The sequence below is a fragment of the Comamonas odontotermitis genome (assembly GCF_020080045.1).
GTDB classification, from domain to species: Bacteria; Pseudomonadota; Gammaproteobacteria; order Burkholderiales; family Burkholderiaceae_C; genus Comamonas; species Comamonas odontotermitis.
Genome location: NZ_CP083451.1, coordinates 2,078,226 through 2,103,325, shown reverse-complemented (window position 1 = coordinate 2,103,325; position 25,100 = coordinate 2,078,226). Strand labels below are relative to the sequence as shown.

General features: G+C 63.5%; 18 protein-coding genes. 8 read left to right on the top strand and 10 right to left on the bottom strand.

Translation table 11 applies throughout. The annotated features are described in order from the left end of the window. Positions 1-48: 48 nt before the first annotated feature. Positions 49-2,439, bottom strand: a complete 2,391-nt coding sequence (locus LAD35_RS09780) for a Tex family protein (RefSeq protein WP_224152480.1) — start codon at positions 2,437-2,439, stop codon at positions 49-51. 280 nt (positions 2,440-2,719) lie between these two features. Here LAD35_RS09780 and LAD35_RS09775 point away from each other — a divergent pair, with 280 nt between their 5' ends. Both LAD35_RS09775 and LAD35_RS09770 read left to right on the top strand, forming a co-directional pair. Next, positions 2,720-3,883, top strand: a complete 1,164-nt coding sequence (locus tag LAD35_RS09775) for a DUF72 domain-containing protein (RefSeq protein ID WP_224152479.1) — start codon at positions 2,720-2,722, stop codon at positions 3,881-3,883. Positions 3,884-4,078: 195 nt separating this feature from the next. After that, positions 4,079-4,609 (top strand): hypothetical protein, encoded by a 531-nt coding sequence (locus LAD35_RS09770; RefSeq protein WP_224152478.1) that lies wholly within the window; start codon positions 4,079-4,081, stop codon positions 4,607-4,609. A 7-nt stretch (positions 4,610-4,616) separates the two neighbouring features. Here LAD35_RS09770 and LAD35_RS09765 read toward each other — a convergent pair whose 3' ends face one another. Next, entirely contained in the window at positions 4,617-5,591 is a 975-nt protein-coding gene (locus LAD35_RS09765) for a Bug family tripartite tricarboxylate transporter substrate binding protein (protein WP_224152477.1), read from the bottom strand. A 39-nt stretch (positions 5,592-5,630) separates the two neighbouring features. Then, the gene (locus LAD35_RS09760) at positions 5,631-6,626 is read right to left on the bottom strand and encodes a bile acid:sodium symporter family protein (protein WP_224152476.1); all 996 of its coding nucleotides are present in this window, start codon (positions 6,624-6,626) and stop codon (positions 5,631-5,633) included. 178 nt (positions 6,627-6,804) lie between these two features. Between LAD35_RS09760 and LAD35_RS09755 the strand changes: the two genes are divergently transcribed. From LAD35_RS09755 to LAD35_RS09740, 4 genes are all read left to right on the top strand, one after another. After that, complete coding sequence (locus tag LAD35_RS09755) at positions 6,805-7,731, top strand: LysR family transcriptional regulator (RefSeq protein WP_224152475.1); 927 nt, start codon at positions 6,805-6,807, stop codon at positions 7,729-7,731. A gap of 124 nt (positions 7,732-7,855) precedes the next feature. Next, positions 7,856-8,392 (top strand): superoxide dismutase family protein, encoded by a 537-nt coding sequence (locus tag LAD35_RS09750; protein ID WP_224152474.1) that lies wholly within the window; start codon positions 7,856-7,858, stop codon positions 8,390-8,392. Positions 8,393-8,549: 157 nt separating this feature from the next. Then, the gene (gene pdxH, locus LAD35_RS09745; protein WP_224152473.1) at positions 8,550-9,197 is read left to right on the top strand and encodes a pyridoxamine 5'-phosphate oxidase; all 648 of its coding nucleotides are present in this window, start codon (positions 8,550-8,552) and stop codon (positions 9,195-9,197) included. 23 nt (positions 9,198-9,220) lie between these two features. Then, positions 9,221-9,763, top strand: coding sequence for a GNAT family N-acetyltransferase (locus LAD35_RS09740; protein ID WP_224152472.1), 543 nt, complete (start codon positions 9,221-9,223; stop codon positions 9,761-9,763). A gap of 26 nt (positions 9,764-9,789) precedes the next feature. Here LAD35_RS09740 and LAD35_RS09735 read toward each other — a convergent pair whose 3' ends face one another. Then, a complete protein-coding gene (locus LAD35_RS09735; RefSeq protein WP_184710632.1) occupies positions 9,790-10,749 on the bottom strand; it encodes an AEC family transporter in 960 nt (319 codons plus the stop codon). A gap of 85 nt (positions 10,750-10,834) precedes the next feature. Further along, the gene (locus LAD35_RS09730; RefSeq protein WP_224152470.1) at positions 10,835-12,733 is read right to left on the bottom strand and encodes a propionate--CoA ligase; all 1,899 of its coding nucleotides are present in this window, start codon (positions 12,731-12,733) and stop codon (positions 10,835-10,837) included. A 293-nt stretch (positions 12,734-13,026) separates the two neighbouring features. Between LAD35_RS09730 and LAD35_RS09725 the strand changes: the two genes are divergently transcribed. Continuing rightward, positions 13,027-14,256, top strand: a complete 1,230-nt coding sequence (locus tag LAD35_RS09725) for a nucleoside recognition domain-containing protein (RefSeq protein WP_224152469.1) — start codon at positions 13,027-13,029, stop codon at positions 14,254-14,256. Between the two features lie 256 nt (positions 14,257-14,512). On the opposite strand, the gene sbcB is transcribed toward LAD35_RS09725, so the two are convergent. The 5 genes from sbcB to dnaE all read right to left on the bottom strand — a co-directional run bounded on the left by sbcB (position 14,513) and on the right by dnaE (position 24,047). Continuing rightward, positions 14,513-15,970, bottom strand: a complete 1,458-nt coding sequence (sbcB, locus tag LAD35_RS09720) for an exodeoxyribonuclease I (RefSeq protein WP_224152468.1) — start codon at positions 15,968-15,970, stop codon at positions 14,513-14,515. Positions 15,971-16,011: 41 nt separating this feature from the next. Further along, positions 16,012-17,466 (bottom strand): cardiolipin synthase, encoded by a 1,455-nt coding sequence (gene cls, locus LAD35_RS09715; RefSeq protein WP_224152467.1) that lies wholly within the window; start codon positions 17,464-17,466, stop codon positions 16,012-16,014. 154 nt (positions 17,467-17,620) lie between these two features. Further along, on the bottom strand, positions 17,621-19,963 hold the full coding sequence (gene clpA, locus LAD35_RS09710) for an ATP-dependent Clp protease ATP-binding subunit ClpA (RefSeq protein WP_184710577.1): 2,343 nt from the start codon (positions 19,961-19,963) through the stop codon (positions 17,621-17,623). Between the two features lie 63 nt (positions 19,964-20,026). Further along, the gene (gene clpS / locus LAD35_RS09705; RefSeq protein WP_224152466.1) at positions 20,027-20,398 is read right to left on the bottom strand and encodes an ATP-dependent Clp protease adapter ClpS; all 372 of its coding nucleotides are present in this window, start codon (positions 20,396-20,398) and stop codon (positions 20,027-20,029) included. Between the two features lie 103 nt (positions 20,399-20,501). Then, entirely contained in the window at positions 20,502-24,047 is a 3,546-nt protein-coding gene (dnaE, locus tag LAD35_RS09700; protein ID WP_224152465.1) for a DNA polymerase III subunit alpha, read from the bottom strand. Positions 24,048-24,266: 219 nt separating this feature from the next. On the opposite strand from dnaE, the gene LAD35_RS09695 reads away from it, so the two are divergent. Next, entirely contained in the window at positions 24,267-25,085 is an 819-nt protein-coding gene (locus LAD35_RS09695) for an outer membrane protein assembly factor BamD (RefSeq protein WP_377780100.1), read from the top strand. The last annotated feature ends 15 nt before the right edge of the window (positions 25,086-25,100 follow it).

The window sequence follows — 25,100 nt, the reverse complement described above, 5'->3', positions numbered from 1 at the left end:
CGCAAGCCCCTTGCGGAGCTTGCGGCGCTGGTCGCGTCCTGGCCTCGATTATTTCTTGAGGCCTTGCAGTTTGGCAAATGCAGAGGCCATGGCGCCCTGCTGTGTGGGCTGGTTGCCACGCTGGGGCTGGGCATAGCTGTCCCGGCCGCCGCCGCGATTGCCGCCGTAACTGTTGCCCCGGCCTGCGCTTTCAAAGCGGTTGTCGCGCGGGCCATCGCGCCTGGCGGGGGCTGCGTCGAGCTTCATGGTGAGGCTGATGCGCTTGCGGTCCACATCGACTTCGAGCACCTTGACCTTGACGATCTGGCCGGTCTTGACGATTTCACGGGCGTCTTCAATGAACTTGTGGCTCATCTGGCTGACGTGGACGAGGCCGTCCTGGTGCACGCCCAGGTCGACGAAGGCACCGAACTGGGCCACGTTGCTGACCGTGCCTTCGAGCGTCATGCCCTCGCGCAGGTCCTTGATGTCTTCCACGCCGTCGTTGAAGCGGGCCACAACGAAGTCAGGGCGCGGGTCGCGGCCGGGCTTTTCCAGCTCGCCCAGAATGTCCTTGATGGTGACGGCGCCAAACCGGTCGTCGGCAAACTGTTCGGGCTTGAGCGACTTGAGCACTTCGCCACGGCCCATGATCTCGCCGATGGGTTTGCCGGTTCTGACGATGATCTGCTCGACCACCGGGTAGGTTTCGGGGTGGACACCGGTGACATCCAGCGGGTTGTCGCCACCGCGAATGCGCAGAAAGCCCGCAGCCTGCTCGAAGGTCTTGGCGCCCAGGCCCGCCACTTCCATGAGTTGCTTGCGGTTCTGGAAGCTGCCGTTGGCATCGCGCCAGCGCACCACCGACTTGGCCACCGAGCCCGAGAGGCCCGAGACGCGGGAGAGCAACGGGGCCGATGCCGTGTTCAGGTCGACGCCCACGGAGTTCACGCAGTCTTCAACCACGGCGTCAAGCTGGCGCGCGAGTTCGCTCTGGTTCACATCGTGCTGGTACTGGCCCACGCCGATGCTCTTGGGGTCGATCTTGACCAGCTCGGCCAGCGGGTCCTGCAGGCGGCGGGCAATGCTTGCCGCGCCACGCAGGCTCACGTCGATGTCGGGCATTTCCTGCGCGGCAAATTCGCTGGCCGAATAGACCGAGGCGCCCGCCTCGCTCACCACAACCTTGTCGATCTTCTTGTCGGCCTGGCTGGCGATCTTGATCAGATCGGCTGCCAGTTTGTCAGTTTCGCGGCTGGCAGTGCCGTTGCCGATGGCAATCAGGTTGATGTTGTGCTTTTCCACCAGCTTGGCGAGTACGGCGAGCGAGCCATCCCAGTCACGGCGGGGCTCGTGCGGATAGATGGTGGTGGTGTCGACCAGCTTGCCGGTGCTGTCAACCACGGCCACCTTCACGCCGGTGCGGATGCCGGGGTCCAGGCCGATCACAGAGCGCTGGCCGGCAGGTGCTGCCAGCAGCAGGTCGCGCAGGTTGTCGCCAAAGACTTTGATGGCGACTTTTTCAGCGTCTTCACGCAGGCGGGAGAACAGGTCGCGCTCGGTCGAGAGGCTGAGCTTGACGCGCCAGGTCCAGGCCACGCACTTGCGGATCAGGTCATCGGCCGCGCGCTTGGCGTGGCTCCAGCCCAGGTGCAGCGCGATCTTTCCTTCGGCAAGGCTCGGCTGGCCGGGTTCGGGCTCCACGGGGAGCACCAGCTTGGCTTCAAGGATTTCGAGCGCGCGGCCACGGAAGACGGCCAGCGCGCGGTGCGACGGCACGCGGCCGATGGGCTCGTCGTACTCGAAGTAGTCGCGGAACTTGGCAACCTCGGGGTCGTTTTCGTTCTTGGCTTCCACCTTCTTGGACTGGAGCAGGCCTTCATCCCACAGCCACTCGCGCAGCTTCTGCACCAGGGACGGGTCTTCGGCCCAGCGCTCGGAGAGGATGTCGCGCACGCCGTCGAGCACGGCGAAGGTGGTCGAGAAATCGGGGCCGGGTTTGCCGTCGTCCAGTGTGGTGGCGGGCTTGCAGAAGGCCTCGGCCTCCTTGTGCGGATCAAGCGAGGGGTCGGCAAACAGTTTGTCGGCCAGCGGCTCGATGCCGAATTCCTTGGCAATCTGGCCCTTGGTGCGGCGCTTTTGCTTGAACGGCAGGTAGATGTCTTCCAGCTCCTGCTTGGTGGGGGCGTTGGCAATGGCCAGGCGCAGCGCGTCGGTGAGCTTGCCCTGCTCGTCGATGGCCTTGAGCACGGTGCCGCGGCGGTCTTCCAGCTCGCGCAGGTAGCCCAGGCGCTCGTCCAGTGTGCGCAATTGCGTGTCATCGAGGCCGCCCGTGGCTTCCTTGCGGTAACGGGCGACGAACGGGACGGTGGCGCCGCCATCGAGCAATTCCACCGCCGATTTCACCTGCGATTCGGCAACCTTCAACTCCCCGGCAATCTGCGCAATGATCTTGTGCATGCTTGACTCTCGCTCCAATGCATTTCTGGCAAAGACGCCGAGTGTGCCATAGGCAGCGGCACCTACTGGTGATAAGCACAGGGGTTATGACGCATCGCTACACTTTTAATAGCTTTTGGCGCTTGAAGGACGTGCGCAAAACTCCAATTTAGGCAGAATCGTAAAACAATGCGAATACGCGCAGCGTTGCAGTCTGCCCGGCAGGCTCTACACTCGGCGGGCCACTTTTGGATGTTTCACCCCCCCTGCGCTGCCGTTTTGTCCGTATCTGCCCTCTGCCATGTCTCGCGCAACTGATTCCACGTTCGACTTGTTTGGTGACACAGGTGCTGCCGGTCACGGTGATGCGCACCCGGCCGCGCCCGCACAGCCCGGGTCTGGCGCGGCTACGCCAGCCGCCCAGTCCATTGAGGAGGCTACTGCAACCGCGACCACTGCGCCGGCCACGCCACGCAGCCGCGCCCAGACCGTGGCCCCTGCCCAGCCCCTGCTGGGTGACGGGTTGGCAGAGCGCCTGCCTGCCCTGCTGCGGCTGGGCGGATCGTCGTGGTCGTACCCGGGCTGGCAGGGGCTGGTGTGGGCCAAGGCCTATAGCGAGCGCATTCTGGCGCAGCGGGGCCTGACCGCCTATTCGCAGCATCCGCTGCTGCGCACCGTGAGCATTGACCGCAGCTTTTACCGGCCACTGGCGGCATCGGAATACGCGGTGTACGCCGCCCAGGTGCCGGAGGATTTTCGCTTTGTCGTCAAAGCACCTTCGCTGGTGTGCGATGCGCAGGTGCGCGGTGAGGAAGGCCGGGGCCGCGAAGCCAATCCGGTGTTTCTGAACCCCGATCTGGCGCTGGACACCTATGTGCGCCCTGCGTGCGAAGGCCTGGGCAGCAAGCTGGGCGTGCTGTTGTTTCAGCTCAGCCCCCTGCCGATGGGGCGACTCATTCGCATGCAGCAAACGCTATCAGAACTGGAGCAGCTGGCGCTTGCTGTGCAAGCGCAGCTGGCCAGTTTGCCAGAGGAAGCACGGCCCATTATTGCCTACGAGGTGCGCGACCCCGACTGGCTGCGCCCCGACGTTGCGCCGCAGTTTGCCCGGATTCTGCGCAACAGCGGCGCCACCTATTGCCTGGGCCTGCACGCCAAGATGCCACGGATTGCAGAGCAGCTACCACTGCTGCGCGCCCTGTGGCCCGGCCCGCTGGTGTGCCGCTGGAATGTGAACCCGGTCTTCGGCCCCTACGGCTATGCCGAGGCCGAGCAGAAGCTGGCGCCGTTTGACCGCATTCAACAGCCCGATGATGCGACGCTCGAAGCGCTGGCCCGCACCGTTGCCGGCATCTGCGGCAAGGGCCAGCAGGCCTATGTGACGATCAGCAACGAGGCCGAGGGCTGTGCGCCGCTGAGCATGCTGCGGCTGGCGCAGGCCATTGCCAGCCAGCAGGCGGCGTAAGCCCTGTTTTGCCCCTGTTTCGCCTCTATTTTTTTACCCGGGCAAATCCTTGATTGCTCCGGGTTCTTGCAATCGCTTGCGATGTTTTGCGCAAATTTGCGGCTTGCGAGGGTCGCCCCGCACACCTGGCACCCCGCGAGGCCTATGATTGCCGCTTTGGCATGGGCACCGGCCCTGGCGCCATGATGGCCTGCGATGGACCGCAATGGACTGCAGGCTGCCTTCCTGATTGATTGCTTCATGCGTTACCGCACCCTCTCTCGTCTTGCCGCCATGGCGGCCATCTGCCTGTCACCGCTCGCTGCCAGCCTGCCCTTGCAGGCGGCAGAGCCCAAGATCAACAACTTTGCCGTGGCCGACGCGGTGGTCAGCGTCCAGCTGTGCGGCAACCGCAACAGCGGCAGCAGCAAATCTGCCCAGCCCTACCGTGTGGTGCTGGGCGAGCAGAACGGCCAATCGGTGCTGTTTGTGCAGTGGATGAACCAGCCCGAAGGCGCAGGCAGCTGGCGCGGCGTGGCAGCCCACACCCTGGGGTTTGCAGAAATCAACGACGACAAGGCCGGTTTGACGCTGCAGAACCTGCGCTGCAGCGCGCAGGGCAAGGGCATCCGCATCACCGCCCAGGTGCTGGGCGGCCCCAAGACAGCCAAACGCCGCCAGATGCGGCTGGATGTGGGGCCTGCGCTGGAGAAATACGAGATCACCTTCACGCCAGCGCTCAAATAGCTGCGGCCTACAGGATGCCCAGCGTCTTCACATCCCGGGCCCAGCGGGTGAGTTCGGCATCGATCATGCGCTGAAATTCAGCCGGGGTACTGGTTTCGGGCTCCACGCCCTGCTGGGCAAACACCTCGCGCACCTCGGGCTTGGCGACGATGGCATGGATTTCCGCAGCCAGCCGCTCGATGATGGGGGCCGGTGTGCCGCCCGTCGTCAGCACGCCATACCAGGACGAAAACGCATAGCCCGGCAAGCCCGACTCTGCCACCGTCGGCACATCGGGCAAGGATTTGAGGCGCTTGGCGGTGGTGACCGCCAGCATGCGCGTCTGCCCTGTGCGCACCGAAGCCAGGGCGGGTGGAATGCCGGAGAACGCCATGTCGACCTGGCCGCCCGAGAGGTCGGTGATGGCCTGCGAGTTGCCCTTGTACGGCACATGCAGCATGTCCACCTTGGCCTGCTGCGCAAACAGGGCTCCCGCCAGGTGCAGCGTGGAGCCCTGCCCGCTGGAGCCATAGCTGAGCTTGCCCGGCTGCTTGCGGGCGGCATCGATCACGTCCTTGGCGCTCTTGTAGGGGAGTTTGCTGTGGATGAGCAGCACGTTCCCCGAATCGGCCACCAGGGTGACAGCCGCCAGACCGGTGCGCGGGTCGTATGGCGGCTTGGCCATCAGACTGGGGGCCACCGTTTGCGCGCCCATCGAGCCGAGCAGCAGGGTCAGGCCATTGGCAGGCGCCTTGGCAACGATATCGCCTGCGATCAGGCCACCCGCGCCGGGCTTGTTCTCCACCACCACGGGCTGGCCCAGGCGCTGCTGCAGCTCCCTGGCGATCACGCGGGCGAGGATGTCGTTGCCGCCACCGGCTGCAAAGCCGACCACCATGCGCATGGGGCCTGAGGGGAATGCTGGCTCTGCAGCCTGGGTGCCTGTGCTCAGCGCGGCAACAGCGGCGGCCAGCAGTGCGCGGCGCGCGATAAAAGGTGTCATGCCAGTGTCTCCTTGGGCTTTTCTGTCTATCTGAGTTCTTTATTTGGCGGCTGCCGCTGCAACGGCTTCGCCTTCGATCAGCTCCGCCCGCCGGGCATACCGGGCCGCGAGCACCGCGCACACCATCAGCTGCATCTGGTGGAACAGCATCAACGGCAGCACCATCATGCCCACCGTGCTGCTGGCAAACAGCACCTTGGCCATCGGCACCCCGCTCACCAGGCTTTTCTTGCTGCCGCAGAAGACGGCGGTGATCTCGTCTTCCTTGTTAAAGCCCAAGCGCCGCGAGAGGAAGGTTGTCAGGAACAGCGCCAGAGCCAGGATGATGGCGCAGATCACCAGCAGCCCCACCAGGGTGCTTACCGATACCTGCCGCCAGATGCCTTGCACGACAGCCGCGCTGAAAGCGGTGTAGACCACCAGCAGAATCGAGCCCTGATCGACCACCTTGGTGAGCTTGCCGTGGGCCTTGATGAAAGGGCCCACCCAGCGCTGCAGCAAATGGCCCAGCGCGAAAGGCAGCATCAGTTGCAACAGGATCTTGACCACGGCATCAACAAACGAGCCGCTGGCGCCGTGCTCGGTCACGAAAATGCTCACCAGCAGCGGTGTGATGAACACGCCCAGCAAGGTAGAAGCCGAGGCGCTGCAGATGGCCGCTGGAATATTGCCGCGCGCCATCGACACAAAGGCAATGGACGACTGCACCGTGGATGGCAGCACGCACAGGAACATCACGCCCACATAAATTTGCGGCGATACCAGCGGCGTGAGCACCGGCTTGAGCAGCCAGCCCAGCAGCGGAAACAGGGCAAAGGTGCTGAGCACGATGAACAGGTGCAGGCGCCAGTGCATGATGCCGTCGAGTACCGCCTTGCGCGAGAGCTTGGCGCCGTGCAGAAAGAACAGCAGCGCCACGGCGGCGGTGGTCACCTTCTCCAGAATGGATGCGACATCGCCGGTCGCGGGGAGAAAGCTGGCCAGCAGCACGACGGCCACCAGCATCAGGGTGAAGTTATCGGGGCGGAATTTCATGCCCGCATTGGACGCCAGCGGCCACCAAAAGTAAAATTAATTTATAAGATAGATTGATGATTTTCAGTCATATATCATTCTTTGGTACAGAAACACAAGCCACTTTGAACACAAGGGCTTATCTGGCAAGCGCCAGTTGCTATCAAATTAATAACACCCCACTCCCACACACCGCACCATGCATGTCACCCTCCGCCAACTGCAGGTTTTCATGGCCCTGGCCCAGAGCCACAGCTTCAGCCAGACGGGTCAGGCCCTGGGCCTGACGCAATCAGCCGTCAGCCGTGCCATGGTGGAACTGGAAGGCCAGCTCAATGTGCGGCTGCTCGACCGCACCACACGCGAAGTGCTGCTCACCCAGGCGGGCCAGTTGCTCACCCAGCGCGTGGCACCCCTGCTGCAAGAACTGGCCGACGCGCTGGACGAGGTGGCTGACGTGGGCCAGGCCGCGCGCGGTGTGGTGCGTGTGGCCAGCAGCCCTACCCTGTCGGCAGCGCTGATGCCCGCCTGCATTGCCGCCTGCAGCCGTGATCTGCCGGAGGTGCAATTGCAGCTGGTAGACAGGCTCCAGCAGGAGGTGCTGGCCCAGGTGCGCAATGGCGACGTGCACTTTGGCGTGGTGGTGGAGCCACCAGAGCTGGGTGATCTGGAGCACGTCACCCTGCTGCACGATCCCTTTGTGGCCGTGCTGCCCGCCAGCCACGCGCTGGTACGGGGCCAGGCCGACAGCGCGGCCATCACGCTTGGCTGGGCCCAGTTGCAGGGGCTGCCCTTGGTGCTGCTGGACCATGCCTCGGGCAGCCGCCGGCTCATGGATTCGGCCCTGCTGGCGCATGGCTGCGGGCCTGCGCATTGCCCCGTGGTGCAGGAGGTGGGCCATGTCACCACCGCCTTTCGGATGGTGGAGGCGGGTATCGGCATCAGCATCATGCCGCGCCTGGCCATTCCGCCGCAGGGACTACCGGGCCTGCTGGTGGCTGATCTGACGCCGCAGGTGGAACGCGCCATCATGCTGGTGCGCCGCCGCCAGCGCAGCCTGCCTGCAGCAGCACAGGCGGTGTGGGACCGGATGGCTAACTTGTTGATACATCCACAACGTCAATGAGCGTCAGCTAAAGCTGCAGGACTACAAATTGATAGCAGATGGCGTGTTACAAACACCAGTCGAGGCACAGCAGGCAGCCTTTGTCTGCACTGCCTTTTGAGAACCGATCACCTGGAGGAAAACCATGGCACAACCAAGCATTCGATTCGCCGCCATCGCTGGCGCTGCAGCGCTGGCGGCCCTGCTGAGCGCCTGTGCGAGCACCGACCGCTCCGCACCGGTGGCAGAAGCCATCATCAAGCCCACTGCAGGCAACAACATCAGCGGCTACATCCGCTTCTACCAGGCAGGCCAGGACACCGTGCGCGTGAACGCCCAGGTCACCGGCCTGCCGCCCAACAGCGAACGCGGTTTTCACATCCATGAAAACGGCAACTGCTCCGCCCCCGATGCCATGAGCGCAGGCGGCCACTACAACCCGACCGGCCACCAGCACGGCAAGGCCGGCCCGCAGTCGCATGTGGGAGACCTGCCCAGCCTGATGGCCGACAGCACCGGCGTTGCCACCCTCATCTACGAAACCAAGAACATCTCGATCGGTACCGGCCAGCCCAGCGATGTGAAGGGGCGCGCCGTGGTGGTGCACAAGGACAAGGACGACTTCACGACCCAGCCTACGGGTAACTCCGGCGCACGCATCGGCTGCGGCGTCATCCAGTAAGCCGCACGCGACGCCATCCGCAGCACTCCGCATTGAGCGGAATGCCTGCGCGGCATGTTCACGATGACAAAGCCTGCGTGCATTGCGCCCGCAGGCTTTTGATTTGGGGCATGGCCCGCCGCGCTCTGCCCGCCGCAAAGCAGTGCACAATCAAACCATGAGCGAACTGTCCCACTCCATTGCCGACCTGCGCAAGAGCTATGAGCGCGCAGAATTGAATGAATCTGCATCGGCCCCTGCCCCCATCGACCAGTTTGACCGCTGGATGAACGAGGCCGTGGCCGCGCAGCTGCCCGAGCCCAATGCGATGACCGTGGCCACCGTGGGCGCCGATGCACGGCCCAGCACGCGCATCGTGCTCATCAAGGGCTATGACGAGCGCGGCATCGTCTGGTACACCAACTACGACAGCCGCAAAGGCCGCGAAATTGCAGGCAACCCCTTTGCCGCATTGATGTTCCACTGGGTGGAGCTGGAGCGCGTGGTGCGCATTGAAGGCCGGGTGGAAAAGGTGAGCGACGCGGAAAGCGACGCCTACTTCAACAGCCGTCCGCTCGATTCGCGCATTGGCGCCTGGGCCAGCCCGCAAAGCCAGGTGATCGAGAGCCGCACGGTGCTCGTCACCAACGCCGCCAAGTACGGTGCGCAGTTCATGCTCAAGCCGCCGCGCCCGCCGCACTGGGGCGGTTTCCGGCTCGTGCCCGATACCTGGGAATTCTGGCAAGGCCGCAAGAGCCGCTTGCACGACCGCCTGCGCTACCGGCTGGAAGGCAGCGAATGGGTGCGCGAGCGCCTGGCTCCGTGATGGCGGCCCCGCCATTAGGCGAGTTGTCTGCTACTGTGCAGATCCGCTGGATTGGCCCGGAGGATGCCCCCGCGTTCCAGGCCCTGCGCCTTTCGGGCCTGCGCGAAGCGCCCACCGCCTTCGGCTCCAGCTACGCAGAAGAGAAGGACGAGCCCGTGGACGTCGTGCGGCAGCGGCTGGTTCAACCCGAGGGGCAAGCGCGGGAGCGCGGCATTCTGGGCGCCTTCATCGGCGAGCAGCTGGTGGGTACCATGGGCATACGGCGATTGACTTCCGTCAAGCAGCAGCATCAGCTGCTGATCTGGGGCGTGTATGTATCGCCCCTGCACCGAAGCGGCGGCATCGCCCGTGCCATGCTGGCGGAAGCGCTGGCCTTTGCCAGAACGGTTCCAGGCGCCTTGCTGGTCAAGCTCAGCGTCAACGCCGGCAACCGCGCTGCACTGCAGCTGTACCAGGCGGCCGGATTTTCCGTCTACGGCACCGAGCCTGCCGCGCTGTGCATCGATGGCACGCTGCATGACGAGCACCTGATGCAATGGTGGCTGCATGCCGCGCCCGTTCCATAAGCGAAAGCACCATAAAGGGCACGGCATCAGCCCGTCTTGAGCATCGGCGCCAAGGCCAGCAGAATGAGCGGAATCGTTACCAGCGCAAAGCTTGTAGAAACCGCGATGCTGGCCGTCACCTCCTCGCGCCCCACCTCATAGCGCTGGGTGAATAGAAACACATTGGCTCCCACGGGCAAGGCCGCCGCGGTGGCCAGTACCACGAGCGGCATGCCGCGCAGGCCCCACAGCCACCCCACCGCCAGCAGCAGCGCCGGATGCACCAGCAGCTTGATGGCGGCAATGCGGCTTGCCTGCCGGGCATAGCGGCCCACCGCACTGTAGAACAGCGTAATGCCCACCAGCATCAGCGCAACCGGCCCCAGGGCCTGGGCCAGCATGGCCAGCGGCTTGTCGATCAGCTCGGGCAGTTGCAGCCCCGTCTGGGCAAACAGCAGGCCGCAAATGATGGGCAATGGGATGGGATGGATGATGCCGTTTTTCAGCGCCCTTCCTACCGTGACCGCCATGGATCGATAGCTGCGCGGCCCGCCGCTGGCGGCATGCTGCTGGCGCATCACAGCCAGCTCGAACACCAGGGTTGCCGCCGTCATCAGGATCAGCGCGTGCACCGAGATGATGGTGAACAGGGTTACCAGCCCCTCCTGCCCGAAGACCACGCCCACCAGCGGCACACCCACCATGATGTTGTTGCTGAAGCAATGCGCCAACGCGCGGGCAGCCCCGAGCGTGCTGAAGCCCTGCCACAGCAGGGTGGCGGCAAACAGCAGCCCGGCTGCCGTGAAGTACACCGCAATGGTCTGCAGGTTCAGATCCTGCACGCGCACCTGGCTCATGGTGCGAAACAGCAGCGCGGGCGTCAGCACCAGAAAGACGATGTTCGACAGATCGCGCACCGACGTGGCCTTGACCCAACCCAGACGTCCCAGCAGATAACCCAGTGCAATGAGCACCACCACCGGAACCAAAGACACCATCACCGCCATTGCGCACACGCCCTTCCTGTTTGCAGCGGCGATTATCGTTGCTCCCCGCAGTCATCGGGTGGTGTAGGGGTGGCGGCGGCGCCCGTCAGCCGCGGGTCATCGCCTCCACCACCTGCTGCAGCGCAGCCGGGTCTTCCATGGTGGAGAGGTCGCCGGTTTCGCGTTTTTCTGCCACGGCCTGCAGCGCGCGGCGCAGCAGTTTGCCGCTGCGGGTCTTGGGCAGCATCGATACGAAGTAGACGCGCGCAGGCCGCGCCACGGCGCCCAGTTGCGCGTCCACGTGGTTGCAGACCGATTTTTCCAGCGCAGCGCAGGCCTGTGCGTCGCCTGCCACGTTGTTGTCGCGGGCCACGGCAAAGGCCAGCGCCACCTGGCCCTTGAGGCTGTCGGCCACCCCCACCACGGCCACCTCGGCAATGCTGGCGTGGCCGGAGATGCTTTCCTCGATCTCGCGGGTGCCCAGGCGGTGGCCTGCGACGTTGATCACGTCGTCGGTGCGCCCCAGGATGAAGTAATAGCCGTCCTTGTCGCGCACGCCCCAGTCAAAGGTGTTGTAGACGAGACGGCCGGGAATGCTCTTCCAGTAGGTGTTCACGAAGCGCTGGTCGTCGCGCCAGATGGTCATCAGGTTGCCGGGCGGCAGCGGGCCTTCGATGGCGATCACGCCCTTTTGCATGGGCTCGGTCAACTCGGCTCCCGTTTCGCCGTCGATCAGCTTGACGTTGTAGCCATACACCGCCTTGCCGGGGCTGCCAAAGCGCGAAGCCTGCTTTTCCACGCCGTTGCACAGCGTGAGAATCGGCCAGCCGGTCTCGGTCTGCCAGTAGTTGTCGATGATGGGGCGCCCGATGGCGCTGCTGATCCAGTTGGCGGTGGGCTCGTCGAGCGGCTCGCCCGCCAGCCACAGCGCCTGCAGGCTGCTGAGGTCGTATTTGGCAAGGTACTCGGGATCGTGCTTCTTGAGCACACGGATGGCCGTGGGCGCCGAGAACATGTGGGTGACCTTGTATTTCTCCACCAGGCTCCACCAGATGCCGGGATCGGGCCGGATCGGCACGCCCTCGTACATGATGGTGGCCATGCCATGGATCAGCGGCGCATAGATGATGTAGCTGTGGCCCACCACCCAGCCGATGTCGCTGGTGCAGAAGAAGGTCTGGCCCGGCTTGGCATCGAAGATGGCGGGCATGCTGGAAGCCAGCGCCACGGTATAGCCGCCCGTATCGCGCTGCACGCCCTTGGGCTTGCCCGTGGTGCCGCTGGTGTAGAGCGTGTAGCTGGGGTGGGTGGCATCGACCCATTCACAGGGCACCTGCGCATCCATGTGCTGCGCGCGCAGCGCGGCCCACAGGTGGTCACGCCCTGCCACCAGGTTCATCGGCACCAGGCCACGGTCGACGAGCAACACGGCCTGCGGCTTGTGGCTGGCCAGGCTCAGGGCTTCGTCGAGCAGTGGCTTGTACGGTACGGCGCGGCCTGCGCGCGATCCGGCATCGGCGCTCACGATGACTGTGGGCTGCGCATCATCGATGCGGGTGGCGAGCGAGCCGGAGGCAAATCCGCCAAACACTACCGAATGAATCGCGCCAATGCGCACGCTGGCGAGCATGGCAATCGCAGCCTCGGCGATCATGGGCATGTAGATCTGCACCCGGTCGCCCTTTTTCACCCCCAGGGCCTGCAGCGCCGCTGCCATGCGCTGCACTTCGGCATGCAACTCGGCATAGGTGTAGGTGCGCTCGGTATTGGTTTCGGTGGAGACCGCAATCAATGCAGGCTGGTCGCCACGGGCGGCCACATGGCGGTCAATTGCGTTGTGGCAGAGGTTGGTCTGCCCGCCAGCAAACCAGCGCGCGAAAGGTGGGTTGCTGTAGTCGCAGATCTGCGTGGGGGGCACTTTCCAGTCGATCAACTGGGCCTGCCCGGCCCAGAATACGTCGCGGTCTTCGATGGATTGGCGGTGGAACTCGGCAAAACTCGTCATTGGGGCTGTCTCCAAACTTTGTTATGCACGCATTATTTCCCTCTGCCTTGCATTGTGCTGACAAATCCGCTTTTCGGCGTTACTTGGGTGAGCGCGAGGGGTGTCGCCAAGCTGTGGTTTTCCCGCATACGCTGCGGCTCTACGCCTGCCAAAAGGCCAGTGAACCACCCATACCTCCCTGTTTTTGGCAAAAGCAGAAGCGCCAATCGCGCACAATCGTTGCCACGGCGCCTGCCTCTGGGAACGTGTTTACGATCTCTGCGCAGTTTTTGCCGGTTGATGAAGGATTTCACATGCTCAACGGCCTGTGGCTCGGTTTTTTTGTGGTGGCGGCGGTGGCCGCGCTGGCGCAGTGGCTGGTGGGCGGCAACAGCCAGATCTTTGCAGACATGGTGCAGGCGCTGTTTGGCATGGCCAAGCTGTCGGTCGAGGTGATGGTGCTGCTGTTTGGCACCCTCACCCTGTGGCTGGGTTTTCTGAAGATTGCCGAAAAGGCGGGCCTCGTCGACCTGCTGGCGCGCTGGCTGGCGCCCCTGTTCGCCCGGCTGATGCCCGAGGTGCCGCGCGGCCACCCTGCGCTGGGCCTGATGACGCTGAACTTTGCCGCCAACGCGCTGGGGCTGGACAACGCGGCCACGCCCATCGGCCTCAAGGCCATGCGGGCGCTGCAGGACATCAACCCCTCTGCCACCTCGGCAAGCAATGCGCAGATCCTGTTTCTGGTGCTGAACGCCTCGTCGCTGACCTTGCTACCCGTCACCATCTTCATGTACCGTCTCCAGCAAGGCGCTGCAGACCCCACCCTGGTGTTTCTGCCCATCCTGCTGGCGACCTCGGCATCAACGCTGGTGGGCTTGCTCAGCGTTGCCGTGGTGCAGCGCCTGCCGCTGTGGCATCCGGTGGTGCTGGCGTATCTGCTGCCGGTGGCGCTGCTGCTAGCGGCGTTCATGGCCTTTCTTGCCACCTTGACCGCCACCGCCCTGTCACAGGTCTCGTCGCTGCTGGGCAACATCACCCTCTTCTCGCTGGTGGTGCTGTTCGTCGTGGTGGGGGCGCTGCGCAAGGTGCCGGTGTACGAGGCTTTTGTGGAAGGCGCCAAGGAAGGCTTTGATGTGGCCAAGGGCCTGCTTCCCTATCTGGTGGCCATGCTGTGCGCCGTGGGCCTTTTCCGCGCGTCGGGCGCGCTGGACTATGTGCTGGAAGGCATCCGCTGGCTGGTGAGCCAGACGGGCATGGACACCCGCTTTGTCGACGCACTGCCGACCGCGCTGGTCAAGCCGTTCTCCGGCAGCGCGGCGCGGGCCATGCTGATCGAGACGATGCAGAGCCAGGGCGTGGACAGCTTCCCGGCCCTGGTGGCTGCCACCATCCAGGGCAGCACCGAAACCACCTTCTATGTGCTGGCGGTGTACTTTGGCGCCGTAGGCATTCAGCGCGCCCGCCACGCCGTGCCCTGCGCGTTGCTGGCAGAGCTGGCTGGGGTGGTGGCCGCCATCGCCGTGTGCTACCAGTTCTTCGGGTGAGCGACGTAGACGCTCCAAAGACAGAAAGCAGTACCGTCCATGGTTCAAGCACTTCCAGGCTGATCAACGGATGATCGCGTCTGCTGCGGGCAGAGCGCGGATTCTCCTATATAGACAATCGGTTCGGCAGACGGATCGAATGGACTGAAATTTGATAGCAAATAGCGCTCATCAGATGACGGATCCAGACACTTCACTATTTGAATCTTTTATCCCTAAAGCGCTTGCTGCTATCTTTATTGAAAAGCCACGATCTTCATGCGTCCGGCACGATGGCGTCGGCGTAGTCATAGAGCAGGCCCAGCAGTTCTTCTGCGCGCTCATCGGCGGTTTCCGACAGCTGGTCGATTTCGGCAAACATCTGTTCGGCCGTGCGGGCACCGCCCTCGCCTTGCAGCAGAAAGGCTGCCCGCAGGGCCTGCCAGCGCGCCTGTTCGGCGGCGCTGAGCGAATCCGGAAAATTGCGTGCCCGGTAGCGGAAGAGCAGCTCCTGCAGCCGCTCGTCGTCGAACCCGGGCCTGGCCACCGCCAGCTCCTGCGGGTGCATGGCAGTCAGCTGGGTCAGGCGCCTGCGGTCGGCCTGGCCGATGAAGCCGCCGTACAGGTCCTGGTCCACATCCACATCCTGCAAGGCCGGGCGCTGGAACACGGCGGCCCAGGTGGCGCTCATATCCGGCAGATCGCGGGCGACAGCAGCGTATTGCAGGGCGCGCTCCATGTCGATGTGCCAGCGCGCGGCCTGCTCGGCGCTCAGGGTGCGCAGGCTGCTGACGACCATGGGCGATTTGTTCAGGTGCACGGTCTTGATCGGCAGGCGCTCCACGCCTTCGGGCAGGTCGGCGCTGGCAGTGAACATGCGCAGGCGGATGTCTTCTACCGAAAGCTCGGCGAGCTGCGACGGGTCCTGCGCCAGATCCCAGGCGATCACCTCGTTCTTGTTGGTGGGGTGCTGGGCGAGCGGCCACATGACGGCAATGCAGCCGCGCTCCACGCCGAACATGCCCGAGATGTGCAGAAATGGCCGCGCGTGGGCAGCCGTGGCGGGCAGAGCCAGCTCCTGCATCACGCGGTCCTTCTTGTGCAGGCCCAGCGCAAAGTCGAACAGACGCGGTTGCAAGCGCTTGATGAGCCGCGCCAGACCGATGGTGGCGCGCACGTCGCTAAGCGCATCGTGGGCCGATTCATGCAGGATGCCGTTGGCACGGGCCAGGTCTTCGAGCTTGAAGCTGACCGAGCCGTCTTCCTTTTTGGGCCAGGTGATGCCATCGGGCCGCAGCGCATAGACCATGCGCACGACATCAAGCAGATCCCAGCGGCCGCAGCCGTTCTGCCATTCACGCGCGTAGGGGTCGCGCAGGTTGCGCCACAGCATGTAGCGCGTCACCTCGTCGTCAAAACGGATGGTGTTGTAGCCCACGCCAATGGTGCCGGGGTGGCCCAGTTCGGCCTCCACCACGGCGGCAAACTCGTGCTCGGGCACGCCCTGCTCCAGGCATTGCTGCGGGGTGATTCCGGTGATCAGGCAGGCCTGGGGGCTGGGCAGGTAATCGGGCGCAGGCTGGCAGAACAGCATGACGGGCTCGCCCACCTCGTTCAGATCCATGTCGGTGCGAATGCCGGCAAACTGGGATGGACGGTCGCGGCGCGGCACGGCGCCAAAGGTTTCGTAGTCGTGCCAGAAGAAGGTGGCCTGTGCGGGCTGTGGTGTCTGCATGGCCGCTAGTATGCCTGCTCTGGCGGCTGTATCGGCCCGAGCTAGAGCAAAGGCGAAAACAGACGTGCGACCGAATCACCCAGGCGCGGCAGAAAAGCCTGCTTGCGATCCATCTCCACCAGCCGCGATCTGCTGATGTCGGCCATGAACTGCTCTTCGAGCCGGCTGTTGAGCGCGGGGCCGTAGCCGATGGCACAGACTTCGTAGTTCAGGCGAAAGCTCCGGTTGTCGAAATTGGCGGTACCGATAATGGCTACGTTGTCGTCCACCACCAGGGTTTTGGAATGCAGCATCCGGGCCTGGTATTCGTACACCTTGACGCCCGCATGGATCAGTTCGTCGAAATAGGAGCGTGCGGCAGCCGTCACCACCAGCGAATCCGACTTTTCAGGCACCAGAAGGCGCACATCGAGCCCGCGCAGAGCCGCACTCGTGAGCGCGTACATGGCCGCTTCCGTGGGCACAAAGTATGGCGTGGTGAGCCACACCCGCTCGCGCGCCGACTGGATGGCAAACACATGGGCGCGGTGGATGGGCTCGCCGGGGTTGTCCGGCCCCGAGGTCACCAGCTGCATCGGGTGGGTGCCATCGGGCAGGTCGGGCAGCAGGGCATCGAGGTCTTCAGGGATATCCTTGTCGGTTTTCTGCAGCGCGTACGCCCAGTCTTCGAGGAACGTGGTCTGCAGCCAGGTGACGATGGGCCCCACCATGCGCAGGTGTACGTCGTGGTAGGCATTGGGGTTGACGCGCCGGTCTTCCTCGTCGGTGATGTTGACGCCGCCGGTAAAGCCGATCCGGCCATCCACCACCAGAATTTTCCGGTGGGTGCGGAAATTGATCACCGGGCGCAGGCGCCTGCCGATCTTGGTGGGGTGGAATACGGCAAACTCGCCCCCCACGTCCAGCAGCGGCTGGATGAACTTTCTGTTGACCCGCTTGGCGCCGAGCGCGTCCACCAACAGGCGCACCTGAACGCCCGCTCGGGCACGCTCGACGAGCGCATCGCGCAGGCGCGTGCCGGTCTGGTCGGGCTCGTAGATGTAGTATTCGAGGTGCACATGGTGCTGCGCCCGCGAGACATCTTCCAGAATCTGGTCGAAGGTGGCAGCGCCGCCGCTCAGCAGCTGCACGCTCTCGGCGGTGGAGATGGGAAAGCCGCTGGTCTCGTCCACCAGCTTGACCAGTTCGCGCATGTGGGAGACCAGCTGCGGCTGCGCATCGCGGATGCGGCGCGCCGTCTCCCGCACGCGGCTCTTGTTGCGGGCGCGCAGGCGTTTGATGCGCTGGCGCTTCAAGCGCTGCGGGCCGATGAAGTAGTACACGATCAGCCCCACCACCGGCAGCGCTCCCATGGAGAGCAGCCAACCCATGGTCGCGACCGGCGCGCGGCGCTGCATCAGAATCCAGATGGCAACCACGAACAGGTAGATGGGCCATACCACGGACAAAACCGCCTTGATGTTCTCCCAGGTCAGGAGCTGCGTCATCCAATCCACCGGCAAAATCTCCTATCTATGGTGCCCCGGGCAAGTGTAGCCGCTCTCCATGTGATTGCCGTGTCTTCCACCCACACTCGAAAGCGGGCGCTCCCCAGGCGAAAAAAAGCCGCACACCCGGGGGTATGCGGCTTGTGGCGGGGGCGCCAGGGCATCAGTCGGCGGCAATCTCTTCTTCAGGCTCGCCGGGGGCCTGCTTGGCCCGCTCCTTCTTCGGCGCAGGCTGGATGTCCAGCTTGACTTCGGGCTTGTCGGCGTCGCTGTCGTCCCAGTCCACCGTCAGGCGGCCACCATCGACCAGCTTGCCAAACAGCAGTTCGTCGGCCAGTGAGCGGCGGATCGTATCCTGGATCAGGCGCTGCATCGGGCGCGCGCCCATCAGCGGATCGAAACCTGCCTTGGCCAGGTGCTTGCGCAGCTTGTCGGTGAAGGTGACTTCCACCTTCTTCTCAGCCAGCTGCTGCTCCAGTTGCAGCAGGAACTTGTCGACCACGCGCAGGATGATCTGCTCATCGAGCGGCCGGAAGCTGACGATGGCGTCGAGGCGGTTGCGGAACTCGGGCGTGAACAGGCGCTTGATGTCGCCCATCTCGTCACCGGCCGCACGCGGATTGGTGAAGCCGATGACCGCCTTGTTCATGGTTTCGGCACCCGCGTTCGTCGTCATGATGATGATGACGTTGCGGAAGTCGGCCTTGCGTCCATTGTTGTCCGTCAAGGTGCCATGGTCCATCACCTGCAGCAGCACGTTGAAGATGTCCGGGTGCGCCTTCTCGATTTCGTCGAGCAGCAGCACCGCGTGCGGCTTCTTCGTGATGGCCTCGGTCAGCAGCCCGCCCTGGTCGAACCCGACATAGCCCGGAGGCGCGCCGATGAGGCGGCTGACCGCATGGCGCTCCATGTACTCCGACATGTCAAAGCGGATCAGGTCGATGCCCAGAATGTAGGCCAGCTGCTTGGCAGCCTCGGTCTTGCCAACGCCAGTGGGGCCGCTGAACAGGAACGAGCCAATGGGTTTGTCCACCTTGCCCAGACCCGAGCGCGACATCTTGACGGCCGAGGCCAGCACTTCCAGTGCCTTGTCCTGTCCAAAGACCACGCTCTTGAGGTCACGCTCCAGCGTCTGCAGCTTGCTGCGGTCGTCATTGCTGACGTTCGCAGGCGGGATGCGGGCGATCTTGGCGACGATTTCCTCGATCTCGGCCTTGCCAATGGTCTTCTTGCGCTTGGAAGGCGCAAGGATACGCTGCGCCGCTCCTGCCTCGTCAATCACGTCGATGGCCTTGTCGGGCAGATGACGGTCATTGATGAACTTGGCAGACAGCTCCGCCGCCGCCTGCAGTGCAGCCAGAGCGTACTTGACGCTGTGGTGCTCCTCAAAGCGGGTTTTCAGGCCCTTGAGGATATCAATGGTTTCGGGCACGGTGGGCTCGACCACATCGACCTTCTGGAAACGGCGCGAGAGTGCCGCATCCTTTTCGAAGATGCCACGGTACTCGGTGAACGTCGTTGCGCCAATGCACTTGAGCTGGCCGCTCGAGAGCGCAGGCTTGAGCAGGTTGGACGCATCCAGCGTGCCGCCCGATGCCGCGCCGGCGCCGATCAGCGTATGGATTTCATCGATGAACAGGATGGCGTTGGGCTTGTCCTTCAGTGCCTTGAGCACGCCCTTGAGGCGCTGCTCGAAATCACCGCGGTACTTGGTGCCTGCCAGCAACGCGCCCATGTCCAACGAGTACACCACGGCCTCGGCCAGTACCTCGGGCACATCGTTTTCGGTGATGCGCCATGCCAGGCCCTCTGCAATGGCGGTTTTACCCACGCCAGCTTCACCCACCAGCAGCGGGTTGTTCTTGCGGCGGCGGCAGAGGATCTGGATCGTGCGCTCCACCTCGTACTGGCGGCCGATCAGCGGATCAATCTTGCCATCCTTGGCCTGCTGGTTCAGGTTGACGGTGAACTGCTCCAGGGGCGATGCCTTTTCGGCGCGCTCGCCCCCGCCGCTGCTCGCCTCTTCGGCGTCCGAGCCCGATTCGGGCTTGGGCTGCTCGGGAGCGTCGTTCTTCTTGATGCCGTGGGCAATGTAGTTGACCACGTCCAGGCGCGTCACACCCTGCTGGTGCAGGTAGTACACGGCATGCGAATCCTTTTCGCCAAAAATGGCCACCAGCACGTTGGCGCCGGTCACTTCCTTCTTGCCATTGCCGGTGCTCTGCACATGCATGATGGCGCGCTGGATCACGCGCTGAAAGCCCAGGGTTGGCTGGGTGTCGACTTCGTCCTCGCCCGCTACCTGGGGAGCGTTGTCCTTGATGAAATTGGTCAGCGACGCGCGCAGATCGTCGATATTGGCCGAGCACGCGCGCAGCACCTCAGAAGCACTCGGGTTGTCCAGCAAGGCCAGCAGCAGGTGCTCCACGGTGATGAATTCGTGGCGCTGCTGCCTGGCTTCTACAAAAGCCATGTGCAAGCTGACTTCCAGTTCCTGAGCAATCATTTGAAACTCCTTATTTGCTTGCCAAATACACTCAACTTGCTTCTAGATGAGGATCCAATTGCGTTATTCAACAGGCTCGGTGACGGCCTGCAGCGGATGCCCTGCGCCATGCGCCGCATCCATCACCAGTGCAACCTTGGTCTCGGCTATTTCATGGGAATACACGCCGCACACTCCTTTTCCATCCAGGTGAATCTTGAGCATGATCTGGGTGGCAGCCTCGCGGCTTTTGCCAAAGAAGTGCTGCAACACCTCGATCACGAATTCCATGGGGGTGAAATCGTCATTGAGCATGACGACCTGGTACATCTTGGGGGGCTCCACCCGCTGCGTGGTGCGCTCGACCACCAGCGCGCCACCGTCATCCGGTGTTTTGGGCGTAGCGGGCAGGTTCGGCGTAGGGGGAACAACAGGTTTCGTGGCCATCGAGATCATTCTATAAGGCTAAATTTCCACATCGGCAAAGATGGTGATGGTTTTGTGAACTTCAATCCCGGGCTCTGCGCCCGGTACTTTCCCACCACCGGAGCTATTCTTCTCAGGCCAGGCTTTCGTAAACAATCCTGATGGCTTCGTGGCCCGCCTCCTGCGACCAGGCGGCCATGGCCTGGTCACTGGGGAAGAAGCGCGCCGCGTCGCCCAGATTCAGTTCCACGCCCGCCTTGGTGCCTTCGAGCTCGCAGACCACGCCCAGCCGGATTTTGAGGCCATGGCGCAGCACACCCTCATCGGTATGCTCCTCGACTGCGGGAAACTCCTGAATCAAACGCGCAACATCGGGCTGGTAGCGGTCGGTGTTGACGAGCAGGTAGCGACCAAAGCGCGCCCGCGCATCGGCCAGGCCCCAGATGTGCTGTGCCTTGGCGCGCAGCCCGCCGCTGAAGTGATCCAGCCCTACCCGGCCATTGAGGATGATGAACTCGTCGTCTTTGAGCAGTTCCTTGTGGCGCAGCCAGGTGGCCTCGTCCACCGAGGCCTCGATGACACCGGATTTGTCGTCCACCTTGAACAGCACCAGCTTGCCGCGCTGGCCGTTGATGATGCGCATCTCGCTCACGATGCCCGCCACGGTCTGCGTCTCGCGGCTGTCCTTGAGGTTGGCAATGGGCGTGCGCACGAACTGGCGCACTTCCAGCTCCACCTCGTCAAACAGATGGCCCGAGAGGTAGAAGCCGACGGCGGTCTTCTCCTGCACCAGCCGCTCCTTGATGCCCCAGGGCAGCACATCGGCCAGCGGCGGCTCCTGCGTGCTGGAGCCCAGTGCGTCGTCGCCCATCATGTCGAACAGGCCGCCCTGGTTGGCATTGGCGTGGGTGGTGGCGGCAAATTCAAACGCCACGTCGATGGATTCGAGCAGCGCGCGCCGGTTGAGGTTGATGCTGTCGAAAGCACCGCCCTTGATCAGGGCTTCCACCGTGCGCTTGTTGAGCTTGCTGCGGTCCACGCGCAGGCAGAAGTCGAACAGGCTCTTGAACGGGCCCTTGGTGTCACCCTGGGGGCCGGTGCCCACGCCTTCGCGCGCTGCCACAATGGCCTCGATGGCAGCCTGGCCCGTGCCCTTGATGGCGCCCAGGCCATAGCGGATCACCTTGTCGGTCACCGGCTCGAAGCGGTGGTGTCCACGGTTCACATCGGGCATCTCGAAGCTCACGCCCATCTTGAGCGCATCTTCGTACAGCACCTTGAGCTTGTCGGTGTTGTCCATTTCCACGGTCATGTTGCCGCAGTAGAACTCTGCCGTGTAGTGCACCTTGAGCCAGCCGGTGTGGTAGGCCAGGAGCGAGTACGCTGCCGCGTGCGACTTGTTGAAGCCGTAGCCGGCGAACTTCTCCATCAGGTCGAACACTTCGTCGGCCTTGGCCTCGTCGATGCCGATCTTGGCCGCGCCTTCGCGGAAGGTGGCACGGTGCTTGACCATCTCCTCCACCTTCTTCTTGCCCATGGCGCGGCGCAACAGGTCGGCGCCACCCAGGCTGTAGCCGCCCAGCACCTGGGCGGTCTGCATCACCTGCTCCTGGTAGACCATGATGCCGTAGGTCTCGGAGAGCACCTTTTCGACCAGCGGGTGGGGGTACTCCACCACTTCCTTGCCGTGCTTTCGGGCCACGAAGCTCGGGATCAGGTCCATCGGGCCGGGGCGGTAGAGCGCATTGAGCGCAATCAAGTCTTCCAGGCGGCTGGGCTTGGCTTCCTTGAGCATCTGCTGCATGCCGCGCGATTCAAACTGGAACACGGCTTCGGTCTTGCCGGCAGAGAACAGCTGGTAGGTTTTGGCATCGTCGAGCGGAATGTTCTCGAAAGCGAAGTTTTCCTGGCCCTTGTGGCGCTTCATGATGAATTCGCGCGCAATCTCCAGGATGGTGAGCGTGGCCAGGCCCAGAAAGTCGAACTTGACGAGGCCCACCGCCTCCACATCGTCCTTGTCGTACATGGCCACGGCCGATGTACTGCCCGGCTGCTGGTAGAGCGGGCAAAAGTCGGTCAGCTTGCCCGGGGCAATCACCACGCCGCCCGCATGCATGCCGATGTTCCGCGTCATGCCTTCGAGCTTTTGCGCCATCTCGATCAGGGTCTTGACGTCTTCCTCTTTCTCGATGCGCTCGGCAAGGATGGGCTCTTCCTTGATGGCATAGGTGTACTTGTCGCCTTCCTTGGGCGGGTTGGGCGGGTATTTGAGCGTGACGTGCAGGCCCGGCTTGTTGGGGATGAGCTTGGAGATGCCGTCGCAGAAGGTGTAGCTCATGTCCATGACACGGCCCACGTCGCGAATGGCCGCGCGCGCGGCCATGGTGCCGAAGGTGGCGATCTGGCTGACGGCATTGCGGCCGTACAGGTCTTTCACATAATCGATCACCCGGTCGCGGTTGGCCTGGCAGAAGTCCACGTCGAAGTCGGGCATGGACACGCGCTCCGGGTTCAGGAAGCGCTCGAACAGCAGGTTGTAGTGGATCGGATCCAGGTCGGTGATCTTGAGCACGTAGGCAACGAGCGAGCCCGCGCCCGACCCCCGGCCCGGCCCCACCGGGCAGCCATTTTGCTTGGCCCAGTTGATGAAGTCCGCCACGATCAGGAAGTAGCCGGGGAACCCCATCTTCAAAATGATGCCCAGCTCGAACTCCAGCCGCTCCACGTATTTGGACCGTTCGGCCTCGCGCTTTGTGGCATCCGGAAAGAGGAGCTTGAGGCGGTCTTCCAGCCCTTCGAAGGATGCCTGCCGGAAATAATCGTCAATCGGCATGCCGTTGGGCGTGGGGAAATCCGGCAGAAAGTACTTGCCCAGCTGCAGGGTAACGCTGCAGCGGCGGGCAATCTCGGCGGTATTGGCGATGGCGCTGGGCACATCGGCAAACAGCGCCTCCATTTCGGCTGCGGATTTCAGGTACTGGTCCTGCGTGAAGCGCTTGATGCGCTTTTTGTTACCCAGGGTTTCGCCCTCGGCAATGCAGACGCGTGCCTCGTGCGACTCGAAATCCGATGGCTTGCCAAACTGCACCGGGTGGGTGGCGACCACCGGCAGCTTCAGGTTGGCCGCCAGCGCCACGGCGGCGCTCACATGGGTTTCGTCGTCCGAGCGGCCTGCACGCTGCAGTTCGATGTAGAAACGGTGCGGAAACAGGCTCGCCAGGCGCAATGCGCTGCTGCGCGCCGCCATTTCGTCACCGCGCAGCAGGGCCTGCCCCACCGGGCCAGCCTGCGCCCCCGACAGCACGATCAGCCCCTCGGAGAGCTCTTCCAGCCAGGCCCAGGTGCACTGCGGCTGCGCCTTGACGGTATCGGCCATCCACACACGCGCCAGAATCTCCGACAGGTTCAGGTACCCCTGCTGGTTCTGGATCAGCACGATGATGCGCGACAGCGGCCAGCCCGCCACTTCGGCCTCCATCACCAGCTCTGCCCCCAGCAGCGGCTTGACCCCTGCGCCCCGCCCTGCCTTGTAGAACTTGATGGCGCCAAACAGGCTGTTGAGGTCGGTCAGCGCCATCGCGGGTTGCCCGTCATTGGCGGCGAACTTCACCAGATCCCCAATGCGGTTGGTGCTGTCGATGATCGAGAACTCGGAATGGATGCGAAGGTGTACGAACATATCCCTGCATTGTAGGAAAGCTTGGGCACCCTGCCCGGCAAACAACCCACAACCCCCAGCCGCTGTTACACACGACAACCCCTCGCAACCCTTGCCTGCCCGATTGGCATGCGCAGCCTATTACAATGCGTCGGATACAGGGCGCGGCAGGTGCCGCCCTGCTGCGCAGGCGGGCAATTGCCTCTGCGCGGTTTTTCCAGCCTTCCATCCATGGAATTGATGCCAAAAATGCTGTTTGCGCAACGTACATCTCAGGTTACTGCTATTGCTTCCGTAGCAACCGCCATGCTTCTGGCAGGCTGCTCCACAACCGAGGTGGATCCAACAGCAGGCTGGAGCCCCAACAAGATCTATTCGGAAGCCCGCGACGAAGCCTCGACCGGCTCGTTCGACAAGGCCGTTCCGCTGTATGAAAAGCTCGAGGGCCGCGCTGCCGGTACGCCATTGGCCCAACAGGCCCAGCTTGAAAAGGCCTATTCGCAATACAAGAGCGGCGAAAAGGCCCAGGCCATCGGCACGCTGGATCGCTTCATCAAGCTGCACCCCGCCAGCGAAGGCGTGGATTACGCGCTGTACCTGAAGGGCCTGGTCAATTTCAACGAAAACCTGGGCCTGTTCTCCTGGGTGGCCAAGCAGGACCTGTCCGAGCGCGACCAGAAGGCCGCCAAGGATTCGTTCGAGGCTTTCCGCGAGCTGGTGACGCGCTTTCCCGAGTCCAAGTACACGCCCGATGCCGAAAAGCGCATGCGCTACATCGTCAACTCGCTGGCCCAGTACGAGGTGCACGTGGCACGCTACTACTATGAACGCGGCGCCTATGTGGCCGCCATCAACCGCGCACAGAACGCCATCAGCGATTACAAGGAAGTGCCCGCACAGGAAGATGCGCTCTACATCATGATGCTGTCGTACGAGCGACTGAACATGAAGGACATGGCGGCCGATACCAAGCGCGTGCTGGAAGCCAGCTACCCGAACACCACCCTGCTCAGCAAGGGCTTCCGCAGGGAAGACAAGCCCTGGTGGAAGCTCTGGTAAGCCCTGCTGCCAGAG